Consider the following 21,575-nt stretch of genomic DNA (forward strand, 5'->3'; position numbering starts at 1 on the left):
GTCAGCGGTCAGCGGTCAGCGGTCAGCGGTCAGCGGTCAGCGGTCAGCGGTCAGCGGTCAGCGGTCAGCGGTCAGCGGTCAGCGGTCAGCGGTCAGCGGACCGGGGTCGGAAGCGTGAAGCCGCGCCTCGAAAGCGCGGCTTGGACGAGGGGCGCCGAAACCGCGCGTCGAAGCGCCGCCCGTCGCGCGATCGAACGGCGGCGGCGCGCACGGCCGCCGCCGAAGGTGCGCTTACTCGCCGATCGCGCGAGCGGCGGTGTCGAGCTCCTGATTGAGCACGCGCTGCTCGTCGCCGGACAGGCCGCCGCCATGCTGGGCCGCCATGTCGTTCGACTCCTGACGGATCACGTCGAGCCGGCGATGCAGCGCGGCGCCTTGCGGCGGCGGATAGTAGCCGGCGTTCACGCGCGCGTCGATTCGGTGGCTCAGGTTGTCGATGCGGCCCTGGATCTGCTGCATCCGCTCGTAGCCGACCACCTGCGGATTGGGGCGGGGCGCCGGAGCTGGAGCAGGCGCGGGCGCCGGTGCGGGGCGCTGCGGCGCGACCACACATGCCGCAAGTGTCGAGACGAGGGCGCAGCATGCCGCCGCGCGGATCAACCGATGCATTCCATTCTCCTGATTGACGATGCCGGGACAGGCAATTAGACGAACGGCTCAGACCTTCGTCGAGATGACGTTCGCTCCCGAATTGTTTGTAACGCTTTGTTGGCGCTCAAGGATGACGCAAGCCGCGGGCGTCCGATGCGCGGGCGGCATCGCGCGCGCCGCTCAGATCGGTTCGCGCACGAACGGCAGCCGGCGGCCTTCGCGCTCGCTGCGCGCGGCGAGCTCGATGATCGTCATCACGTCGACGGCGTCCTGCGGCGTGACGGGGAACGGCACGCCGCCGTGGATCGACGCGGCGAGCGCGCGATAGAACTCCGCGTACTGGCCGTCGAGCGTCGGCACCGGGCGTTCGACCTCGAGCTCGCCGTCGAGTCCGCGCAGCACGCCGGGCGGGTTGCCTCCGCCGAATTCGACGTCGCCGGGCGTGAGGCCCGCCTTCAACTGATCTTCCTGTGTATCGAGCCCGTGCTTCTGGTAGCCGGCCTGCGTGCCGAGCACGGTGAAGCGCGCGGGCTCGATCGCCGCGAGCGCGCTCGCGTGAAGCACGACGTCCTTGTCCGGATAGCCGAGCTGCAGATGGACGAAGTCGGGCGCGCCGCCGCCGTCGCGGCGCGTCTTGACCGCAGCGCTCACGGTGTCCGGCGCGCCGAAGAGCGCGAGCGCCTGATCGATCAGATGCGGCCCGAGATCGAACAGCAGCCCGCCGCCGCGCGCCGCTTCCTCGCGCCAGCGCGTGCGCACGTGCGGACGGAAGCGGTCGAAGTGCGATTCGAAATAGGTGATGCGGCCGAGCTCGCCGCTTTCGACGAGCTGACGCACGGTCAGGAAATCGCCGTCCCAGCGGCGGTTGTGGAACGGCGCGAACACGCGGCCGCGCGCGGCCGCGAGACGCGCGAGCGCGAGCGCTTCGGCGGCCGTCAGCGTGACGGGCTTGTCGACGACCACGTGCTTGCCCGCTTCGAGTGCACGCTTCGCCAGTTCGAAATGCGTGTCGTTGGGCGTTGCGATCACGATGCACTCGACTTCGTCGAGCGCGACGAGCGCATCGAGATCCGGCACGACGGCCGCGTCCGGATGCGCGGCGTGCGCGCGCTCCGGCTGCCCGGTGGCGATCGCGGCCATTTGCGTGCGGCTGCTGTGCGCGATGACGGGCGCGTGGAACGTCGCGCCTGCAAAACCGAAACCCATCAAACCAATCTTGAGCGTTGACGACATGAACGATCCTGTCTGCTTGCGAAACTGAGGCGCGGCGGCTCGGACGCCGCACGGCGACGGACGGCTATTGTGGCATGACGAAAGGGGGCGGAACGGTTCGGCGGCGACGTTGGCCGAATGGACGAGGCGTGCGAACGCCGAACGACAGGAACGGCGCGCGACGCGGCCGGCACGGCCGAGGGGCGCAAGGCACGCGGCCGAAACGGCGCGGATTCGATTGCTTTCGATGTATCTCTCGGCGCCCGTCCGGTGTCCGTCCGGCGTCTGGCGAGAGCGGCGGTCCGACCGGGCAACGCCGGTCCGCTCGGTCGGCGAATCGATTCCCGGAGGAGCGGCGCTCGGGAGCTTCGCCGTCCGGCCGGCTTGCTCCGTCCTGCAGCCGGGAGCGCCGCCGCTCCGCCGAACGGCGCCGAGCTGCCTGCACACCTGCTCGCGTCCCCGTCGGCATTCCGCGCCCGAAGCCTTTGCGAGCGGCCGATGGGCTAATCGAAAAGGCCGCCGGCCGGAGAATGCCGGTGCGCGAGCCAAGTGAGAGCCCGCGTTCGCGGCGATGACGCATCGACCGTCGTCGGGCGTTCGTTTTAACCTCCGATCCGCCGCCTGATTGCCGCAGCGGCCTGCTCGGCCCACACCGCGCAGGCCCGCGCGCCCGGATGAAAGCCGTCCGACGCCATCGCGTCGCGCGTGAGCGGCATGTCGACCCGCAGGAACTCGCACGCGGGCTGGCCGGCGGCCCAGCGCGACAGCGCCGTATTGAGCCGCCGCGCGCGCAGCCCGAGATACCATCTGAGCGGTTGCGGCAGCGCCGGAAAATGATGCATCGGCGGCACCGCGGACAGAATCACGTGCGCCGCGCCGAAGCGCGTCGTCAGCCGTTCGACGAGCGCCGCCTGCGCGTCGCGCCAGCGCGCGGGCGACACGCCGTCCGTTACATCGTTGACGCCGAGCGACGTGACGGCCGCGTCGAAGCGCGCGTCGGGCTCGGCATCGAGCCAGTCGAGCAGATCCCGCGTCGTCGCGCCGGTGCGCGCGAGCAACCTCCATTCGACGCGATGCAACGGCGCGAGCGCGCGCACGAGTTGGCCGGTGAGCGCGTCGGACTGCGTCGGGACGCCGACGCCCGCGGCGGCCGAGTCGCCGAGCACGAGGAGGCGCAGCGGCGGCCCGGCGCCGTCGACGCCGCTGCGCGGCCCGTCGGCCTCGGCGAGGCGCGGCGTCACGCGCCTGACATGGCGGCCCTGAGCGAGCAGCAGCGGGCCGAGCGCGGCGGTGGCGAAGTGGTATCCCATGCGGTTTCCGTGATGTATGGCGTCGAGGTCGTGGCGTGCCGCCATGATAGCGAGCGGCGCGCATCGGCCGCCATCCGCCATCCGCCGGCGCCGCCGCGGCCGCGCGAGCGCCGCATGGGCATCGTCCGAATGTCCGACGCAGCGCCCGTTTCACATTCGCGAAAGAATCGCCGGCCGCCGCCGTGTTAACATGCGCGTCCCGCGAGCCATTTGCCGGGGGCCGGCGTTGCAGTCCGCGCGCCGGCCGCGCTTCGCTCGCGGCGCCTTCCGGCTTCGCCGCCGTCAACCGCAACACCATCCGCAATCATGTCCGCAGGCCTGAACCCCGCTCAAAGCGAAGCGGTGCGCTATCTCGACGGTCCCTGCCTCGTGCTCGCCGGCGCGGGCAGCGGCAAGACCCGCGTCATCACGCAGAAGATCGCGCACCTGATCGAAGCAAAAGGCTTCGAGCCGCGCCATATCGCCGCCGTCACGTTCACGAACAAGGCGGCCGCCGAAATGCGCGAGCGCGTCGGCAAGCTCCTCGAGGGCAAGACGCTCACGACGCCCGGCAAGGAAGGCCGCAAGGTGCCCGTCAATCAGCTCACCGTCTGCACGTTCCACTCGCTCGGCGTGCAGATCCTGCGGAAGGAGGCCGAGCACGTCGGCCTGAAGCCGCAGTTCTCGATCATGGATTCGGACGATTGCTTCGGGATGATCCAGGAGCAGATCGGCACGACGGACAAGGGCCTGATCCGCAAGATCCAGACGATCATCTCGCTGTGGAAGAACGGCCTCGTCACGCCCGAGGAGGCGATGACGATCGCGGCGAACGAGGACGAGCATCAGGCGGCGCTCGTCTACCGGAACTATGTCGCGACGCTGCACGCGTACCAGGCGGTGGACTTCGATGACCTGATCCGCCTGCCGACCGAACTGTTCGCGAACAACGAGCCGGTGCGCGAGCGCTGGCAGAACAGGCTGCGCTATCTGCTGATCGACGAGTATCAGGACACGAACGCGTGCCAGTACGAGTTGCTGAAGCTGCTCGCGGGCCCGCGCGCCGCGTTCACGGCGGTCGGCGACGACGACCAGGCGATCTATGGCTGGCGCGGCGCGACGCTCGAGAACCTCGCGCAGCTCGGCAAGGACTTCCCGAAGCTGCACCTGGTCAAGCTCGAGCAGAACTACCGGTCGACGGTGCGCATCCTCACCGCCGCGAACAACGTGATCGCGAACAACCCGAAGCTGTTCGAGAAGAAGCTGTGGTCCGAGCACGGGATGGGCGATTCGATCACCGTCACGCCGTGCAACGACGAAGAGCACGAGGCCGAATCGGTCGTGTTTCGGCTGTCCGCGCACAAGTTCGAGCGGCGCACGCAGTTTCGCGATTACGCGATCCTGTATCGCGGCAACTTCCAGGCGCGCATCTTCGAGCAGGTGCTGCGGCGCGAGCGGATTCCGTACGTGCTGTCGGGCGGCCAGTCGTTCTTCGACAAGGCCGAGATCAAGGACTTGTGCGCGTACCTGCGCCTCATCGCGAACGCCGACGACGATCCCGCGTTCATCCGCGCGGTCACGACGCCGCGCCGCGGAATCGGCAACACGACGCTCGAGGCGCTCGGCGCGTTCGCGGGGCAGGCGAAGGTGTCGCTGTTCGAGGCGGTCTACATGGGCGGGATCGAGGCGCGGCTGTCCGCGCGGCAGGTCGAGCCGCTGAGGATCTTCTGCGATTTCATCCAGCGCCTGACCGACCGCGCGGACAAGGAGCCGGCGACCGTCGTTCTCGACGACATGATGGAAGCGATCCACTACGAAGCGTACCTGTACGACGCCTATGACGAGCGGCAGGCGCAGACGAAGTGGCAGAACGTGCTCGAATTCCTCGAATGGCTGAAGCGCAAGGGGACGAAGCCGGAGCCGGAAGAAGCGGTTGACGGCGAGACGGAAGGCTTTCACAACGCGGACGGCCTTGCCGACACAGGCAAGAACCTGCTCGGCCTGATTCAGACAGTCGCGCTGATGTCGATGCTCGAGGGTAAGGAAGAGGACCCGGATGCGGTGCGGCTGTCGACCGTGCACGCGTCGAAGGGGCTCGAGTATCCGCACGTGTTCCTCGTCGGCGTCGAGGAAGGGATCATGCCGCACAGCGGCGGCAGCGACGACGGCCCGATCGACGACGAGCGGATCGAAGAGGAGCGCCGGCTGATGTACGTCGCCATCACGCGCGCGCAGCGCAGCCTGCATCTGAACTGGTGCAAGAAGCGCAAGCGCGCGCGGGAGACGATCGTCTGCGAGCAGTCGCGCTTCATCGCCGAGATGGGGCTCGACGAAGCGCCGCCGCCCGCGCCGGAGGAGGCGCCGATGACGCCGAAGGATCGGCTCGCGAGCTTGAAGGCTTTGCTGCAGAAGTGATGCGGGCGGGCACGCGGCGCACGGCGTGCGTTTGGCCGTTTGGCCGAGCGGCCGATCACCGCGCGGCGATCGAGGCAGCGCGGATATCGGCCGGACGAGTCCTGACCGATGGCCGGATCGCCGGGCGATCCGGCCGGCGCTCGGCCGCCCGCGACAAAACAGAAACCCCCGCGATGCTTGCGCAGCGCGGGGGTTTTTCGTTGCATCGGCGACCGTTACTTGGCGGCGTTGACCATGTAGTCGACGGCCGCTTTCACGTCGGCGTCCGACGCGTTCGCGCCGCCCTTCGGCGGCATCGCGCCCTTGCCGTGCAGCGCGTAGTTGTAGACCGTATCCATCGAATCCTTCAGGCGCGGCGCCCAGTCGGCCTTGTTGCCGAACTTCGGCGCGTTCAGCACGCCCGTTGCGTGGCACGCTTGGCATGTCGATTCGTACAGCGCCTTGCCTGCCGACGCCGAGCTTTCAGCGTTCGCGCCTGCGGCGGGCGCCTCGCCCGGTTTCGGCAGCGCGGCGATCGCAGCCATTGCCGCGGCGGCTTGCGCGTTGGCGGCCGTCGCGTCCGACGCGCCCGCGGCCGCGCCTGAAGCGGGGGCCGCATTCGCGGCGGGTTGCGCGGGCTCGGCGAACTTCGCACCGCCCTGATTGGCCATGTAGACGACTGCGCGCGCGATTTCATAGTCGCTATAGTCGTCGGGGTTCGTGCCGCCGCGCGGCGGCATGGCGCCTTTGCCGGTCAGCGCGATGTGCAGGACTTCGTCGTAGCCGGCCGCGATGCGCGGCGCCCAGGCGGCGGCGTCGCCGAACTTCGGCGCGCCGGCCGCGCCGGTGCTGTGGCAGGTCACGCAGACGGCCTTGTAGACTTCCTCGCCCGTCTTGTAGACGCGCGGCGCGTTGGCGTCCTTGATTTCGACTTGCGCGAGGGGGGCGATGCGCTTTGCGACGGCTTCGTCGGAGAGGCCGTCGGTGCCGGCGCCCGTGCGGAACGCGTGATTGGCGTAGGTGGCGAACAGCACGATGATCGCGATCGGGATCACGAATGAGGCGATGACAACTGCGATGAGTTGCCCGGGGGTTTTGATGGGGGCTCCGTGGGGTGCTTCGCTCATGCTTGCCTCGTCTCCGTGAATAGGAATTGTGAGCGGTACGGCAATGAATGGCTGTGGGGTGAAGCTCGGACGATTATAGACGGAACGTTTACATGGCGGCGAGCGATCGCCCGGCGCGTGTTTACCCGCACGTCGGAGGGGGCGGCGTGCGTGATGAGGCGATGCAGGAGGAGGGGCGGACGGATGCGGAGCGGCGGTGGACGGTCCGGCGGAAACAAGGTATTCTTGCCGTCTTGCTACGCGCTGCGACTATCTAGGGTCGCATCGCATCCGTAAGCGCCCGTAGCTCAATGGATAGAGTACTGCCCTCCGAAGGCAGGGGTTGCTGGTTCGATCCCAGCCGGGCGCGCCAAAAATATTTGGTAGAACAACAACTTAGCGAAGTGCGCCACCATTGTGTCGCTGCCGTACGGAAATTGTACGGAAATGCTCCGCCTCTCATCTTTCCCTCGCCGCCCGACTTTCCACTGCCCTCCGGCGTCGAAAGCAGCGTTTTTGCAACTGGTTTCAAAAAGCGTCGCGGTCCAAAGAGACAGCCGCGAACGACGCGTCCATGACACGAAACTCACCTTACGTTCGTCACCGGGAACTTCCTCGACAGCGACTCGACAAGGCGGCGCAAACCCAGCGTGAACAACGTGCGAACCTACTACGAGACGAGGCGAAAAAACTCAAATTGCCGGAACCCGGCCTCGAAGGTTTCATTTATAGCCTTGGCCCCGGCCTTCTCCGCGTCGAAAAGCCGGCGTCGCCGGAGATAATCGAAGCGTATCTACGGTTGCAAAGCGCCGCCCACGAACTGCACAGCGCGATCGAATCCGTGGGTAGACACGATGTCCATCATCGGTATCTCGCTGCGAACATTGATCAGGTGAAGAAGGATGTGGTCTCGCTGTTGCGGCCCGATAAGCCGCGCGCGACCGACGGCGAGGCTCTGTTTGCAGTGGACGCCGGAACCGTTCGATTTTCGTTCAATTCAAAGTCGGGTCGGCCAATCGACTATGTCACCGAGTTGGCTTGCGAGGCGGCGCTCGCGTGGCGTCTCTCATATAAAAAGTGGCCGCCGTTGAGAGGGGAGAGCGGTTTCCATCAGATGCTCAAGTTCGCTTGCCAGCGGCTGCTAGGGATGTCGAAGCAGGACGTCCCGGGCCGCAACGCAGTGCAAGCGGGCATCGCACTCTGCAAGGAGAGATGGGAAAACGGCTGGTCACGTGGCCGCATGCATAGCGCTGCCGATACGGCAGGCACGCTACAGATTCGAGCCAACAAAGTTTAAATGTGGCGCAGGTCGGCGCGGTACGCCAACCCACAATGGAGTCATTCGAACACGGATGAACTCCCATGGACAACAAACAATTCGGACCGCGCCTTCACCGGCTACCTGATGTCTGCGGACTGACCGGCCTCCGCAAAAGCTCCATCTACGCAATGATTCGTGACGGAAGTTTTCCTGCTCCCGTCCGAATTGGCCGCCGAGCGGTTGCTTGGCGTCAGGAGGATATTGGTCGCTGGATCGACAGTCGGCTGAGCACCGAGGCCGACACGCAAGCTCTTTCGGGAGGCCGCCAGTGACCACCACACCTTTCCGTCACACACGCGACGCGCGGTCAGCAGCCCCAGAGGAATCGCGCGCCGTATCCGCTTGGCAGCCGCCCCGCATTATTCCGCGACTCACGAGCGACCGCCGCCTCGATCCGCTCGTTTACGGCTACCGTTACGATCCTGAATTCAAGCAATGCCGCCGGCGTGGCGTTGTTCGTCACGGGAAACTCATCGAGGCGATTCGGGCGAAGTCATTGCGGCTGATCACGGACCGGCCTGGACGCGCGCTCAAAGACGCTGTGAAGTGCTTTTTGCGGTCGCGTTTGGTTCAATTCGACGTACTGCATGACACCTGGCTCGATCACAAGGGCCCAAATGGACATCTGACGTTGCCCGAGCGTCAGGCAACCTTCTATGCACGATGGAGAGACTGGAGGGCCGGCGGAGAACTGTTGCAGTGGTCGCTGGACCCTTCGATTACATGCGCTGAACCGTTCTACCGCCGGGGCAAGCCCAAAGGAGACGGCCGCTGGCGGACGTTCTACGCTCTCGACATCGCGCGGACTACGCGCCAGCGCTTGGTTCAAGCGGCGCTCGCCGCAGCTTCGTGCAGCCAGTATCGCGTCCAAGCTATGTTCCGAGGGGGTATGTCGATCGTCGTGAGCGAGGTTACGCAGATGCTCAAGGACGACGCTAGCTTGACGCACTGCGCCGAGATCGACATCCGAAACTGCTTCGATGACATCCAGCTAGTCACGGCGCGCGATGTGCTTCCGCTCTCACCGAAGGTGATTCAACAAACGCTGGCAATCTACGCACAGGAGGCGATCGACCAAAGAGTTAGAGAACATAGAAGACGTGACCATTATCTACGGAGATGTGATGAGTTATTTGCATCTGGACCCTCGCTGGCTCTGCCCCAAGGCGCAGCCTCATCATCGCTTGTTGCCTACTGGCTAATCGAAGCCGGGTTGCCGCCGTTACCGCCTGACCGTGTGTTTTTATACGGCGACAACCTGCTTGTGCTGGGAGAGTCACCAGACGATGTGAGAGCACAAGTGTGCCTCTTTCGACGGCTTTTCGAAAGGCACCCAGCGGGGCCTTTGCAAATCGAAGCTGGAGAACCTCGTGATGTCCGAGACGGGTTTGAGTTCCTCGGAATCGAGTTCCGGCGGGTGCAAACGACGGCGGATGAAACCGATAACTACGGCATCAGCGCCCGCGTACCACCGGAGGCCCGCGCTCGTTTCCTCGACGGCGTTCGCTCGCGAGTGGCGCGAGCAATGGAGTGCGGCGATACGGCGTTGTCGGAGGCGTCGCGGTACGTGAGAAGCTTCTTGGGAAGCCGGCCGACCCATGATCGAGTCGAATTGCTCGTCGCTGCTTGCACGGTCATTGAAGACCTAGGTATCGACGCTACGCCGATATGGGAGCTTGGGGTGGGCTGATGAGCGCAGCGGCGATCTCGCCGCTTGTGATCATTCGCCGCGCAGCCTCTTGGAGAGTTCCGGGTCCAGCAAATTCATCGGAGTGGTCCCGAGCGCAATCGCCAGCTTTCCGATGTTGTCGATCGAGACGTTTCGATCACCGCGTTCTACTGAGCTGACGTAGGTTCGGCTCAGTCCCGCCGAATGCGCTAATTCTTCCTGCGATATTTCCTTCGCTCGCCGAAGCGCGCGCAAGTTCGAGGCGAAAAGGTCCCTCGCTGTTAATTCCGGCGGTTTTCTCATAGGCAGAGGATCGCCGCCGGAATTGTTGCGGTCCACGCACTATCGGGTTAATCTCGACAACTATGAGTGACATTTACCGGCTTTGCTCGGTTGCGAACGCTATGCTCCAGTTTGAAACTGGTTGCACGGGGCGTACGGGGACTGTCGAAGCCCGGCCATACAACTACGAGAGAAGAAATGGCGTCGATAGTGAAGGCACGAGCACGTGCCGTGGTGTTGGGGATCGCTCTGGCGTGCGTTGCCGCCCATGCGGCTGTGGCGAAAGCGCCGGCTAGGAAGTCGCCGCAGGCCCCGTCGGTCGTCTGGGACAAAGAGCCGACGTCGTTTCTCGGTCTGGAGCTTGGAAAGCCGCTTCCATCTGATTTGCCCGTATGCCCCAATGACACCGTTCAACGAGCGCTGACCAAAACGACCTGCGTGATGACCTATGAGAACACCGTCAAGCTATGGAGGGGGCCCGACCTCGGAATTCCCGAGAGCATTTCGGCGCTGATGTACGACAGTAAGGTCGCGTCAGTGACGCTCGACGCGAACGAGCAGGACTTCAGCACGATCAAGAACCTTCTCGTAACCCGGTACGGCCCGCCGATGAAAACCTCGATGTCCGTGGTGAAAGCGATTGCGGGCGGCGAGTTCACGTCGGAAGAGAGCGACTGGAGCGGCGCGAACGTCGAGATAACGCTCTATCAGCGCCAAGGACAAATCGACCAATCCGAGGTTTTTGTTCAGTACAGGCCTTTGATGAAAGCCTTCCTTGACGACCGTAACGCCAAGCAAAGCGCGGCAGCATCGAAGCTTTGAATTCCCGGTTGCAGTTCCATCAAAGAGGCCGGGTTGGTGTTGAGACTGGCAGCACTGGCCGGCTGTGTGACGTCGAACAAATCGCAGGAAAAGCCCGCGAGTTCCCGGCCGACGCAGTGACACTGCCGATGCATCAGCCACCGAATTTTGTCGTCGCTTTTGAAACTGGTTGCACGTGTCTCCCTGTACGCACACGAAGGTGAGTCTGTTTACCCTTGCGCCCGAGCCGTGTTCCGGCAACGCCGCGCGACACGGTACCGTGGGTGGCACGTCTTGTCAGACGAACACTCCCGATGACATGGAGTCGGTGCTGCATCGCTCCCAACTCGTCACGCTTGCATTCGATCGGCCGCAGACGGTCTTCCACCTCTCTCAATGGCGTTGGCCCGTCATCGGGCCGTATAACGGTTTCAGCGGGGCCGCACGCATCCGAGGCTGGCAGTTGATTCACCTCTATCGCGCGAACGGATGGCTCACTCATGACGGCTTGTGCTCGGTGACTGGCGCCACTGGCGAAATTCAGTTGCATAACGAGGACTACGCTCGGCCGTGGGATGCCTATCCTGTCTCGAAACGCGCGCACACGATGATTCACACCCGTGCGCGCTTTGCGAAGGCGTGGGCCGCCTTTCTCGCTACTGACGCATTGCCCGACACGTGGGCGAAGACTCTCGCGACCACCGCTGGCGTCGCGACTGCCAACCGAAATTGCAGTCTCGCCCAACTACTCGAACATGCACCGCATCCTGCATGGGTCGATGTGCCCGAAAAAGAATTCGACCGTCGCTGACGCCGTGCGACGGACCTGCTTGTTACCGCTTTCTTATCGCAACGACGCCTCAAACCATGAAGAAAATCATCCTGTTTGCGTTGGCTACCTCTCTGGTCGGTTGCGTTTCTATCGGGTCCGTAGAGCAGCGCGAGCCTTTGTTCGTTGCGGAAACAACGAAGAACGCTAAGGCCTACGCCGACTGTGTCCACGAGCAGTGGGCGTCCGCCGCTCCTTATGCAGAGCAATTTTCACGGCCGGACGGCAGTTACCGGGTACGACATTATGGTGGGAATATCGTCGATGTGACGCCCACAGCGACCGGCGCACACGTCGAGATGCGCGAGCCGCCGCCGCATTTCACTGCGCCTGAAAAAGCGGCGAAAGCCTGCCTGTAGGTCGATTGACGTGGTGGCCGATTGCACTGGCGCACTTGGGGGCTCGCAGGTTGGTCGCTTCCTGACAACAGGTATGCCCGTAGGTGGGCGCTGCGACCTGCATTTTTTGAAACCGGTTGCACGAAGCTGACGACGTGGATGGAAATCTGAACTCGTTTGCTGGTGTAACGAGGACTATTCCCGACCTTGGGATACCCAACCAGTATCGCGCCGGGTGCACACGCTGATTCACACATGGACGCGCTGCCCGCGAGCATGGCAGTCGTTTCTCAAAACTGAGGCGCTGCCCAACGCTTGAGCACACTTGCTCGAATCGCCGGCATCCGTTGCACCGGCACGCGCGCCGCAGTCGGCGCGTGCGCTGCTCGACGCTGCGCCCCATCCGCGCTGGGTCAAAGTTACCATCGGCGGTTTTGACAGGCGTTGATGGTCAAGACCACGCGACCGCGCATGCGCGGCGCAAAACCAGAAATGCCGCAGCGACACTGGGACGGGTTTGCAACCTCATAGAGCGGCCGGCGTGGGGGGGCGGGCTATCAGCGAGAACATGCGACTTGCAGTGAAGCACGGCGGCATAAGGCTCGGAGGCAATTCTGATTGAGCAAGTCGGTCTGCTGATCCCCGTCAATTCAAGACTCGGCAACGCTTTAGCCGGTTCGTGTCCCCACATTTCTATCTCCGTAGCCTTATGCGAGGCTGGGAATGAGGCCGTCAAAATCATCACCCGGCCGTTAGAAAAGATTGACCGGGCGTGCGCGGACCCGGAAGATGCGCGGTTATCGAATAAGAATCAAAGAGGTATCACGTGGCCGCGCCGTTGCCGACAAACGATATTCTCGGGGTTTTCAAGGCCCTGAAAGACGACATACAGACAAGTCTGCTTACCCCGAGGGGCCTCTCAATGAAGAGCGGCGGGACCAAGGCCCTTGCTCTCGCGCACCCGACGAGCGCGGCGACCGGTTTTTGGGCGAACCCGCAGTCTGTATCGAGTAAGCCACCGCGATGGATCGTACAGGTTGAGGCGCAACCCGGCGGTGCTGCGCCGGTAGCGCGATTCCCTGTCGATGCCGCGAACCAGCCGATATTGATGGCTAAAACCGTCGGCTACGCGAACAACCGTGACGGAAGTTGCGCCGTATGCGTCTATCGCGTTTTGCCGGCGGTCAGGCCGGCCGATCCCACTGCACCGTGGGAATTTCCGCAGGGCTGGGAGTATCTGTTGATTCTGGCTTTTGCGAGGCCCCTGCGTGCGGGCACGTCTGGCGAACTGTTGACCAATTTTGACCCGATTGCTGGAACCATCGATTATGCCGGCGGGGTGGCTAGGCAGAGTTACACAGTCGCATTCAGAGCCTTGGTGAAGGCACCCGGGGCGGTGCCGGCTGCTGCGGGAACAACCTATGCCGACGCCGCGCAGGCAGTCGCGACCTTTGCTGGTGCGCAGCTTTATGACGGAGCCGATGCTGCAAGTCGCGACCAACTCACGACTGATTTGTCCGCCGTGTTCGCTCCAGCGCCAATCGCCGAGCCGTTTGCGCTTGCAGAGGACACCGCCCTCGTGGGTATTGATCCCTCGGTGTATCGCCAAATCGAAGCGGCGATCAACTCCGACAAGCGGCATGTGATCCTTTACGGACCACCTGGTACGGGCAAAACGACTCTCGCGGAGTATCTCGCTCGTGAGCTTTCCGAGCGCGACGATGGCGATGGATCGTACCTGATGTTAACCGCGTCATCTGCATGGAGTACACAGGACCTAGTTGGCGGCTATCAGCCGCTTGGCGGAGGAGCTATCGGCTTCATTCCCGGCGCTCTGCTACGGAACTTCGACAAGCCGGCGATCATCGATGAACTCAATCGATGCCCGATCGATAAGGTCCTTGGGCCGCTGTTTTCTATTCTCTCCGGACAGTCGTCCGTTCTGCCTTGCCGTGCCGATGTCGCCAATCCACTGAGTCCATTCCACGTGGTGCTCCCTGAGCCGCGTGAGGATATGGCACCCCACGAGCATGCACCGCAACCAGCGTGGCGTTTGATATGCACGCTGAACACGTACGATAAGACCCAATTGGGTCAAATTTCCTATGCTCTTAGCCGTCGGTTCGCTTGGATCAAGGTCGGCGCGCCATCCGATCCAGACGCGTTCGTGCGCGAGATGGCTGTCAGACTCGCCATGACGGTTCCCGATCCGACACCAGCGAACCCGGTTGGCGCCATGTGGCGTGCCGTCAATACTGCTCGCGAAATTGGTGGCGCCCCCATCGTCGACTTTCTCAAGACCCTCCGCGCGTTGGACCATGGCGTCGACCCGTTTGCACTACCGGTGGGAGCAGCGGCAGAAGCGTTCCTGTCGGCGTTCCGAATGTGTGTGTTGCCACTTATGGACGGACTTTCGCCACGCGAGGCATCCGACCTTGCCGCCGGCGTGGCGGCCGCGTGGGGGCTCGACGCCGAACGGACAGCCCGTCTCAATCTCGACTGCCGGGAGTTTTCGGCTTGACGCCCTCCGAGGCCAGACTTGAGTCCCTGTGCTTGCGCGGTCTTATTCGCCATTTGGGTGGAGGAGAACGCTCGCCCTATGGCGGCTCAACGGACATGCTCCGAGAGGCTGACCTGGATGCGCTCCGCATGTGGTGGGCACTGTCCGGTCCGGTTGGCGCGCTGGCGTTGCGGTGCGCCACCAAGCCGAGAGAAATAACCGCCTCGCTTGAAGATTTGCGCCGCGAAGTATCAGGTGAAATTCCTGGGCCTCCCGACGCGGCAGCGTCAGCACTACTCCAGGCTACGTCGTGTGACCCCGCTGCATTTGTCGTTGCCGAGGCGGCCAGTACGTGGCTTTCTGGGCCAAATCGCGTGCTGGCCAAAACCCTCGACTCTGCTCGGGGTGCACTGCGCGCCGCTGCGCTCCACGCGCGCGGTGGCTTGTTCGATGGGCTGGCCAGAGAAAGACTGTCGATGATTGACGATGCACTGAGGACGGCGCCGTTGCGCGATATTCTGTCGTCCCCGGCGGGCAGAGCAAGGATAGTTGCACACGAGCGAAGGCAGGCGGCGAAGGCACGTGCGCCACTCTACCGTCTTACTTGGGACTGCGCTTCGGCGCTTCTTCGCATCGAAGCGCTTGAGCGAGAAAGCTTGGCCGCACTGCTTGCATCCGACGTTTTACCTCGTCTGGAGACATGGCGTCGCTTTGAGATGGCATGTCTGCTTGAGATCGCCGAAGCTCTATCTGCTGCCGCTGGTGTGCCTTGCGCATTAGATGCGTCGTTCGTGGCTGGAAGGCCGGCGGCGTGCGTAGGGGATATCAACGTATGGTGGCAACGGGCAATTCGTTCGCGTCCCGACGAGGAACTGGACGAGGGCGAGAGGATGGCTGCGAACCTGGCAGAATCGTTAGGTATAGCTGCCGGAACCGCTCGCGCCGATCTGACCATTGAGCGGCAGGGACGAATTCTCGCCATCGTGGAGTGCAAGTGGTTTGGTTCGTCGTCGTCCGTGCCGAGTGCAATTCTCGAAGCCTGCAACCAGTTGACTGGTTACGCTCGCGACGCAGCCTTCAGGCAAGGCGACAACTCGGCCGCTATTCTGTCCAGAAGTCTCATCGCCTTGGCAGACCGCGACGACGTGCCGTTGACGGTTGGGATCGGACCGGTTGGTTGCGTCGGACTGTCCGATCTCGGAGGCACGGCGCTGGGTCCGTGGGCGATGTCCGTTCTCGCCGTTGCTTAGGCTGCGCGAGCAGCGCCTCCATCTGCAATCAGCGCAACCTCGGCCTCATCTACAGGCGTCGCGCAAGGTGTGTGTATCGTATAGGAGGACGGCTTTTCCGCTGCCGTCGGTGCTGCCGGCCCCATGAAACGGGCCATCGCCCCCTCCAAGTAAGTGGCGTTCATTTCAACGCTCGCCCAGTGGCGACCCAAGGCTTCGGCGACGGCGCCTGTGACGCATGATCCGCCGAACGGGTCGAACACGAAGTCGCCGGGGTCCGTAGTCATGCGAATAAAGTATTCCGGCAAGGCAGCCGGAAAACGCGCTGGGTGGATGTCGAGACCGCGTTCGCGACAATAGTCTTGGTACGTTCCGTTCGACTCTGTGTTGGCGATTGCTAGGAGGTTTGGGGGCACGGAGCCACCGTTGTCGCGGCCGAACTTCTCCGAGATGACGTGGCCGGACGGTCGCGTCTTCGCTTGGTAGCCATTTTTGAGCAGATGCTTCATCGATGCGCTGTACGGTGTAAGGACGCGGCGATTGCTCGCTTTCGGAAATGGGGTTTTCGAAAGCCACCAAACACAGTTCACGGCGTCCTTTGGACGCACCCTACGCACGTTGACCCATTCTGCTGGCGTTGGCAGCTTCGCCGGATTCCACCAAAAATGTTCGAGCGCAAGGTGGAAGCCGTACTCCTCACAGAGCATGATCAAGAGTTCGTAGTGGTACAGGGACCGCGTAGGCGTGCCCGGCTTCCACGCGCCGCCGATGTCAATCACGAGGCTGCCATCGTCGCGCAAAATTTTCCTGAAGCCCTCCGCGAACGGTCGGAACCAGTCGCAATATGCGTGGGCATCCTCATTGCCGTAGCTCTTCTTCCGGACAAGGCCGAAAGGAGGCGAGGTCATTATTAGGTTGACGCTTGACGCCTCTCGCGCGTCCATCCAATCGAGCGAGTCACCGTTCCACATCGTGCCGAAGTCCGTATTGTGAAATTCAGTCAGCGGACGCGCGACGCGCGGCGGTCGCATTTTCGGAGTAGCGCCGTCAATGTCAGCGTGGGCGAGAGCCCGAAGATAGTCGCTTAGCGATCGATGACCAAGCGCCTTTGCTCTCTGTTCCAACGACGTTTTCTCAGCGGTGCTCAAGCGTACAGAGGCCGTTGTTTCCTTCGGTTCCACTACGTTCGGTCGGGCCATGTTCTTCCTCTGTTTCTGATTGTTTGTCACGCGAAAACCTGATTGGTTTTTGTATTACACGGGCTGAATTGTCGCGTGCCGGGCGTGTCTGACGCAAGTGTTCCCGCCATAAATCCCTGAAAAAAGTGGCGGTCTGAGGGGGAGAAGTCCGTGACGCGAGCGCGAGGCACTCGCGACAGGCTGGAATGCGTTGCTGTCCGATCGTCGTGTTGGCGAATTGAGTGCGGCGCGCGCGTTTGGCTGACCGCTTGATGTTCTGACGTGTCCAAATACGGTCGGTTTTGGACACCCTCACACGACCTGTCCAAAAATCTGCTTGACACCTTTTTGGATGCGATGGATATTTCGTACATCGTATTTGGACGGGGTAGGTGGAATGGGAAGAGTTTTTGCGTACTGTCGCGTCTCGACCGCTGAACAGACGACCGAGAACCAAGTCCTCGAAGTCCGTTCTGCTGGATTCAACATCGAGCCCCGCCGCGTGGTTTCCGAGTGCGTATCTGGTTCCGTTTCAGCGAAGCAGCGTGCGGGTTTCTCGAAGCTGCTCGACCGGCTGGAAACGGGCGACGTGCTGGTCGTAACGAAGCTTGACCGGCTAGGCCGTAATGCGATGGATGTCCGGGCGACTGTCGAAGAACTGACGACGATGGGCGTCCGCGTCCATTGCCTCGCGCTGGGCGGCGCAGACCTCACTAGCGCCGCCGGAAAGATGACTATGTCGGTGCTGTCTGCGGTAGCAGAGTTTGAACGTGACTTGTTGCTGGAGCGTACCGCCGCCGGACTCGCGCACGCGCGGTCCGCAGGGAAGGTGCTGGGACGGCCGAAGGCGCTGAACCAAAAGCAGGAGTCGTTGGCTCTGGTTCTGCTCGCTCAGGGGCAGACGGTCGCTGCCGTCGCCCGTGAACTGCACACGAGCCGCCAGACGATTATGCGACTGCGTGTGCGTGGCAATTCAGTCGGCGTGAACTGACATCGCTGAGTTGATTTTGAAACCGGTTGCATAGCGCTTCTTCGGACGGTCAAGGACTCAAATAGGTTTCGTGCTATACTAGCTCCACGCTATTCCTACTAAGCGCCTCTGTCCCGACCAGGGAATTCATTTGATTGGACTCTGGTTGGGCTCGTGATGGACCGTAGCCGGAGGAGTCGCCACATCGCTTCGGCGTTGAAGCGCGAGGATGCTTGCTACTGCCTCAGCGGAGGAGTGCAATTTAGTCAGGAAGGGAGAATTGCGGGATGCCCAGTTTTTTGGGATCCCGCAAATTTCATTCAGGCCCTGTAATCGTTGCTAAAAATGTTCAGGTGGCTGGTCGGTTGGACCACATACTGGTCATCATGGCAGCCGACGAATGTGCCAGCGATTTCCGTCCGATCCCCATTTTCTTTCGTCACGTTGTAGTGGCGGTCAGTCGCAATCTTTCTACCGAATCTGAAGCTACCGGTTAGCACGCATACAGACGTGTGCGGCGAACCTGTCGCAACCCGAGCGTGGTGCTCTAAGCCATATTGGAAGAGCTTGTCGTTGTCGTCGACATAGTGCTGATCCTTCGGGCCCGCGCCCTTACGCGGTCTCCGCCTGCGTCGCAGAGATTCGATGCACTGCTCCAACCGCCCCTCAAAATCAGGGGAGAGGGTCTCTTTGGTACAGATTCTGCGAAGTTCCATCAATTCTTTCGCATTAAATGTGCGAAATGGCAGCAGAACGATCTGTTCTCTAGCGCCGTCCTGCATGACAGCGAGCAGCGAAGCCAGATTCTTAAGCAACCGCGCGAACTTTCCCGCAAAGTAATTCTTGTAGTTGGTCTTAGGATGGCTGGCAAACTCGACATCGGCAACAAAGCACGCAGACTTGATGTGACAACCCAAGTCGGGCGTCGCAACGTCAACGAGCAAGACGATCACGTCAGCGGTCTGTCCTACCTGAATTAGATAATCTTCCAAAGAGCGACCCGCAGTGCTCGGGTCATAAACGCTCGCACTGAACACCGGTGCAAGTGCTTTCACACGCTCATGATCGCAAAGGGACTTCGGAATGAGGCTGGTCTGTTCCTTGCGGAAAAGGGCGGCCGCACCCGCGTCACCTGACGCTAGGCAGATTGCAATCCTCACGTTGCTTTACTTGAGAAGTTTGGCTAGAACCGACGCCGGCAAGACGACCTTATCAAGATCGGCATTTGGCAAATTCGCCAAAGCGCGCAGGAACGCTATGACGACTTCCTCGTTGGCTTTGCGAGCGCCAGGACTGACCGTCGGCTTGGCCTCGTCCTGAGCATACTCAAAGTTGGCCGTTTCAGGTGCAACTCCCACTCGCGCACGCTGCGTAGGATGCTCAACGAGCTTGTAGCCCGCGTTCGAACCCGTGCTCTTTATGAATGCCTTGAGGTTTCGAGTGCCAAGAATTGCTTTGTAATTTGGAATCGCTTTGGTAAGCAATGGCGGCATGTCACTCAGCAACGCGGGCTCATTCCGCAGCGACCATGCGTCCTTGCTCACCTTCAGAATCGCTTCTTCCAGCCTCTTTTCTTCTTCCATGGTGGGATCGTCGGTTTAAGAGTGCCCCATTATGAAGCCTTCGAGCAAGGCGGGCTACCCGCCGAAACAAAGAATACACCCCCAACCTCGCCGATTTCTCAGCTAATTACACATACGCAGGTCGGCCCTGCTGCTGAAATCGGAGGCGCGGCTGAGCACGCGTTGCCTCGGGCATTGCCACGACGCGGACCGTGAGCTACACGGGCCCGTTGAGGATTGTCGAATTGTTTGCAGTACCCGGCCAATGGCCGGGATGGGACGCCCATAGGCGTCGGGTCGCCAAGCTGAATGTAAGCAAGGCGGCATACAAACTACAGCATTGCTATCGCGTCGAGCTTTGCTCGCGTTTGATCGTGCCGGAGGTGTCCATAGTGCTTGTCGATCATCGCGGTGGATGTGCCGGTCAATTTCGCTACGATGAAGCTGTCCGTACCATTTGCGATGAACTCGCTGATGGCCGTGTGGCGAAGTGAGTACATGACAACGGTCGGCGGAAGTTTGGCAGAGAGCACCGCAGCCCTGAAGGGCTTTTTCCAAGAATCCTTGTTCCAGCGCTGCCCAAACTCCGTCGCTAGGATTGGCGCGTTCCCAATCTTGTTCTTGGTCTGCTCGGTGAAGAAGGCGACGGCTGCGGACGAAAGGGTAATCACACGATGCCCAGTTTTGCCTTCAAGGGCGAGAGTTCCTTGCTCGCGGTCGAAGTGCCGGACGGACGCATTCGCAAGCTCGCCGGGCCGCGCGCCGGTCAGCAACATAGCGGTCGCCAACTGCCTTATATCGTTGACGCATGCGCTTATCAAAGCCTTGCGCTGGTCGGCAGAGAGGAACGCTTGACGTCTTCGGCCCACATCTTTGAATTTCGCCACTGTTTTCCAGCCAGCGTCCGTTGCGACAAGTCGATCATGTAACGCGAGATTCAGCGCCGCTTTCAGCGATGCGAGATTGCGATTTGCGCTGTCCTTGGCGCGTCGCAGGTCGTCTTCGTCCTCCGCGTCGCTCTCGCTAAGTTCAATCTGAGTCGATAGCCATGTCTTGATATCAGACGTGCGAAGCTTCGACAGATTGATCTTCCCTATCTTCGCGTCGTAGATGAGGCGCCTGAACCGGCCTTCTGCGTCGGCCTTGCTTGACGCGCCTTTGTGAAGGCCAAGGTGCTTCACGTAGTGTTCGCATGCTTCCCTGACAGTCATGCCCTTCGACGAAACGCCGGCGTGGATTGCATTGGCCCACTCGATCGCTGCCTTTGCAGCGTCGTCGTAGGCTGCGTGGGTGCCGAGCGCACTGTATTGCTGTTTTCCATCCTCATTGCGGCGACGTGCGATCCAAGTTCCTTCGCCCTCGGTCGGTTTTCGATAACCGACATACAGTCCTGCCTGAATGCGCGACCAATAAGGCTCGCGGCGCGGCGCGAGCTTATCGCGCGATGTCTTGGAGTTGATCGTCGTGGCCATATTTTTCCGTACGGAATCGGTACGGAAATTCTATGGTGGACCTCCTCGAACGTCAATAATCTAAATCTGCGCAAAATCAGTAAGTTACGGTTTTATTGTGGACTTCCGTGAACTGCAAAAAACGATGGTTCCCGCCCTCCGAAGGCAGGGGTTGCTGGTTCGATCCCAGCCGGGCGCGCCAAGCCAGATAAGCCTCTCCGCGATTTTCCCCCACCGTCGTTTTTACCGAGTGTAGCTAAAGTACACCTGTTATCCGGCCCTTCGCATGTTTTCCTGCACCGCCGGCGGCAACTGGATCACTTCCGCGACCGAGGTATGCGGTGCCACCCAACGCGCGAGACGATCGGCCGACAGGTGCGCGTAGCGCTGCACCATCTCCGACGTTCCCCAGCCGCCGAGTTCCCTGAGCACCTGCAACGGCGTGCCGCGCTGCACGTGCCAGCTCGCCCAGGTGTGCCGCAGGTCGTGCCAGTGGAAATCGCCAACCCCCGCCCGCTTCAGTGCCTTCCGCGATGACGTTGTACCCGGCTAACCGATCACTGAACCGCGGTAAACGAACGCGCGTTCGATGTGCACGGGGTTCCGCCGCTTCGGCGAGTCAGCCAGTCTGACCGACGAGGAGCGCGCTGATGCTAGTGCCCGTGAGCCGATCGTAGAGCGTCTACGTGACCCGGCCCTGATCGACGGCCGGAGCGTGGGGCCGTTCCGCGAACGGCCCGTCGTTGTCCATGCATGGAGCAGCCCCCTGAAACACCGGACATAGCCTCTCACTTAAACTAGCGGGTAGGCATAAGACTGTGTTTTTGACTAACACCAGGCAGGAAGTGATGGA

The 21,575-nt window shown here is 62.1% G+C and carries 19 protein-coding genes, 1 tRNA gene and 1 pseudogene; 11 read left to right on the top strand and 10 right to left on the bottom strand.

Going from position 1 to position 21,575, the window contains the following annotated elements:
• Positions 1–231 precede the first annotated feature (231 nt).
• From X946_RS26490 to X946_RS26500, 3 genes are all read right to left on the bottom strand, one after another.
• Positions 232–609, bottom strand: a complete 378-nt coding sequence (locus X946_RS26490) for a hypothetical protein (RefSeq protein ID WP_038754051.1) — start codon at positions 607–609, stop codon at positions 232–234.
• 162 nt (positions 610–771) lie between these two features.
• Positions 772–1,824 (bottom strand): oxidoreductase, encoded by a 1,053-nt coding sequence (locus X946_RS26495; protein ID WP_038754054.1) that lies wholly within the window; start codon positions 1,822–1,824, stop codon positions 772–774.
• 581 nt (positions 1,825–2,405) lie between these two features.
• Positions 2,406–3,113, bottom strand: a complete 708-nt coding sequence (locus tag X946_RS26500; protein ID WP_038754057.1) for an SGNH/GDSL hydrolase family protein — start codon at positions 3,111–3,113, stop codon at positions 2,406–2,408.
• 306 nt (positions 3,114–3,419) lie between these two features.
• Here X946_RS26500 and X946_RS26505 point away from each other — a divergent pair, with 306 nt between their 5' ends.
• Positions 3,420–5,507: a UvrD-helicase domain-containing protein gene (locus tag X946_RS26505; RefSeq protein ID WP_038754060.1), complete on the top strand. Its 2,088-nt coding sequence runs from the start codon at positions 3,420–3,422 to the stop codon at positions 5,505–5,507.
• 215 nt (positions 5,508–5,722) lie between these two features.
• Here the strand turns inward: X946_RS26505 and X946_RS26510 are convergent, their stop codons facing one another.
• Positions 5,723–6,613 carry a c-type cytochrome gene (locus X946_RS26510; RefSeq protein WP_038754061.1) on the bottom strand — a complete coding sequence of 297 codons (891 nt, stop codon included), beginning with the start codon at positions 6,611–6,613 and terminating at the stop codon, positions 5,723–5,725.
• Between the two features lie 276 nt (positions 6,614–6,889).
• Here X946_RS26510 and X946_RS26515 point away from each other — a divergent pair.
• From X946_RS26515 to X946_RS34645, 4 genes are all read left to right on the top strand, one after another.
• A tRNA-Arg gene (locus X946_RS26515) sits at positions 6,890–6,965 on the top strand.
• Positions 6,966–7,166: 201 nt separating this feature from the next.
• Positions 7,167–7,889: a hypothetical protein gene (locus X946_RS26520; RefSeq protein WP_152611830.1), complete on the top strand. Its 723-nt coding sequence runs from the start codon at positions 7,167–7,169 to the stop codon at positions 7,887–7,889.
• 65 nt (positions 7,890–7,954) lie between these two features.
• Entirely contained in the window at positions 7,955–8,185 is a 231-nt protein-coding gene (locus X946_RS32475; protein ID WP_081990052.1) for a helix-turn-helix transcriptional regulator, read from the top strand.
• Positions 8,182–9,603: a hypothetical protein gene (locus tag X946_RS34645; RefSeq protein ID WP_152611831.1), complete on the top strand. Its 1,422-nt coding sequence runs from the start codon at positions 8,182–8,184 to the stop codon at positions 9,601–9,603. The genes X946_RS32475 and X946_RS34645 overlap by 4 nt, the downstream gene beginning before the upstream one ends.
• A gap of 30 nt (positions 9,604–9,633) precedes the next feature.
• Here the strand turns inward: X946_RS34645 and X946_RS26530 are convergent, their stop codons facing one another.
• Positions 9,634–9,921 carry a helix-turn-helix domain-containing protein gene (locus tag X946_RS26530; protein ID WP_326929498.1) on the bottom strand — a complete coding sequence of 96 codons (288 nt, stop codon included), beginning with the start codon at positions 9,919–9,921 and terminating at the stop codon, positions 9,634–9,636.
• Positions 9,922–10,062: 141 nt separating this feature from the next.
• On the opposite strand from X946_RS26530, the gene X946_RS34650 reads away from it, so the two are divergent.
• The 5 genes from X946_RS34650 to X946_RS32490 all read left to right on the top strand — a co-directional run bounded on the left by X946_RS34650 (position 10,063) and on the right by X946_RS32490 (position 15,582).
• Positions 10,063–10,686, top strand: coding sequence for a hypothetical protein (locus X946_RS34650; RefSeq protein ID WP_152611832.1), 624 nt, complete (start codon positions 10,063–10,065; stop codon positions 10,684–10,686).
• A gap of 298 nt (positions 10,687–10,984) precedes the next feature.
• Complete coding sequence (locus tag X946_RS32480) at positions 10,985–11,476, top strand: hypothetical protein (protein ID WP_152611833.1); 492 nt, start codon at positions 10,985–10,987, stop codon at positions 11,474–11,476.
• Positions 11,477–11,532: 56 nt separating this feature from the next.
• Positions 11,533–11,853 (top strand): hypothetical protein, encoded by a 321-nt coding sequence (locus X946_RS34655; RefSeq protein ID WP_152611834.1) that lies wholly within the window; start codon positions 11,533–11,535, stop codon positions 11,851–11,853.
• An 805-nt stretch (positions 11,854–12,658) separates the two neighbouring features.
• The gene (locus X946_RS32485) at positions 12,659–14,353 is read left to right on the top strand and encodes an AAA family ATPase (protein WP_081990053.1); all 1,695 of its coding nucleotides are present in this window, start codon (positions 12,659–12,661) and stop codon (positions 14,351–14,353) included.
• Between the two features lie 128 nt (positions 14,354–14,481).
• Positions 14,482–15,582, top strand: coding sequence for a hypothetical protein (locus X946_RS32490; protein WP_200886455.1), 1,101 nt, complete (start codon positions 14,482–14,484; stop codon positions 15,580–15,582).
• Here X946_RS32490 and X946_RS26545 read toward each other — a convergent pair.
• A complete protein-coding gene (locus X946_RS26545) occupies positions 15,579–16,685 on the bottom strand; it encodes a DNA-methyltransferase (RefSeq protein ID WP_235364061.1) in 1,107 nt (368 codons plus the stop codon). The genes X946_RS32490 and X946_RS26545 overlap by 4 nt on opposite strands.
• A gap of 451 nt (positions 16,686–17,136) precedes the next feature.
• On the opposite strand from X946_RS26545, the gene X946_RS26550 reads away from it, so the two are divergent.
• Positions 17,137–17,730, top strand: coding sequence for a recombinase family protein (locus X946_RS26550; RefSeq protein ID WP_038754079.1), 594 nt, complete (start codon positions 17,137–17,139; stop codon positions 17,728–17,730).
• Positions 17,731–18,029: 299 nt separating this feature from the next.
• Here the strand turns inward: X946_RS26550 and X946_RS26555 are convergent, their stop codons facing one another.
• The 4 genes and pseudogenes from X946_RS26555 to X946_RS32495 all read right to left on the bottom strand — a co-directional run.
• Positions 18,030–18,869, bottom strand: a complete 840-nt coding sequence (locus tag X946_RS26555) for a hypothetical protein (RefSeq protein WP_152611835.1) — start codon at positions 18,867–18,869, stop codon at positions 18,030–18,032.
• Positions 18,870–18,875: 6 nt separating this feature from the next.
• On the bottom strand, positions 18,876–19,292 hold the full coding sequence (locus X946_RS34660; protein WP_152611836.1) for a hypothetical protein: 417 nt from the start codon (positions 19,290–19,292) through the stop codon (positions 18,876–18,878).
• Positions 19,293–19,603: 311 nt separating this feature from the next.
• The gene (locus X946_RS26560; RefSeq protein WP_038754085.1) at positions 19,604–20,743 is read right to left on the bottom strand and encodes a tyrosine-type recombinase/integrase; all 1,140 of its coding nucleotides are present in this window, start codon (positions 20,741–20,743) and stop codon (positions 19,604–19,606) included.
• A gap of 249 nt (positions 20,744–20,992) precedes the next feature.
• Positions 20,993–21,334: pseudogene (locus tag X946_RS32495) on the bottom strand (tyrosine-type recombinase/integrase); the annotation flags it as partial.
• Between the last annotated feature and the right edge of the window lie 241 nt (positions 21,335–21,575).

The organism is Burkholderia sp. ABCPW 111, assembly GCF_000773065.1.
GTDB lineage: Bacteria > Pseudomonadota > Gammaproteobacteria > Burkholderiales > Burkholderiaceae > Burkholderia > Burkholderia savannae.

Bases quoted from the DNA above. Each gene is read 5' to 3' on its own strand.
- X946_RS26510 (WP_038754061.1), bottom strand. From the start codon at position 6,613: ATGAGCGAAGCACCCCACGGAGCCCCCATCAAAACCCCCGGGCAACTC.
- X946_RS34660 (WP_152611836.1), bottom strand. From the start codon at position 19,292: ATGGAAGAAGAAAAGAGGCTGGAAGAAGCGATTCTGAAGGTGAGCAAG.
- X946_RS34655 (WP_152611834.1), top strand. From the start codon at position 11,533: ATGAAGAAAATCATCCTGTTTGCGTTGGCTACCTCTCTGGTCGGTTGC.
- X946_RS26560 (WP_038754085.1), bottom strand. From the start codon at position 20,743: ATGGCCACGACGATCAACTCCAAGACATCGCGCGATAAGCTCGCGCCG.
- X946_RS26505 (WP_038754060.1), top strand. From the start codon at position 3,420: ATGTCCGCAGGCCTGAACCCCGCTCAAAGCGAAGCGGTGCGCTATCTC.
- X946_RS32475 (WP_081990052.1), top strand. From the start codon at position 7,955: ATGGACAACAAACAATTCGGACCGCGCCTTCACCGGCTACCTGATGTC.
- X946_RS26495 (WP_038754054.1), bottom strand. From the start codon at position 1,824: ATGTCGTCAACGCTCAAGATTGGTTTGATGGGTTTCGGTTTTGCAGGC.
- X946_RS26520 (WP_152611830.1), top strand. From the start codon at position 7,167: ATGACACGAAACTCACCTTACGTTCGTCACCGGGAACTTCCTCGACAG.
- X946_RS26550 (WP_038754079.1), top strand. From the start codon at position 17,137: ATGGGAAGAGTTTTTGCGTACTGTCGCGTCTCGACCGCTGAACAGACG.
- X946_RS32490 (WP_200886455.1), top strand. From the start codon at position 14,482: ATGTGGTGGGCACTGTCCGGTCCGGTTGGCGCGCTGGCGTTGCGGTGC.
- X946_RS32480 (WP_152611833.1), top strand. From the start codon at position 10,985: ATGGAGTCGGTGCTGCATCGCTCCCAACTCGTCACGCTTGCATTCGAT.
- X946_RS26490 (WP_038754051.1), bottom strand. From the start codon at position 609: ATGCATCGGTTGATCCGCGCGGCGGCATGCTGCGCCCTCGTCTCGACA.
- X946_RS34650 (WP_152611832.1), top strand. From the start codon at position 10,063: ATGGCGTCGATAGTGAAGGCACGAGCACGTGCCGTGGTGTTGGGGATC.
- X946_RS26500 (WP_038754057.1), bottom strand. From the start codon at position 3,113: ATGGGATACCACTTCGCCACCGCCGCGCTCGGCCCGCTGCTGCTCGCT.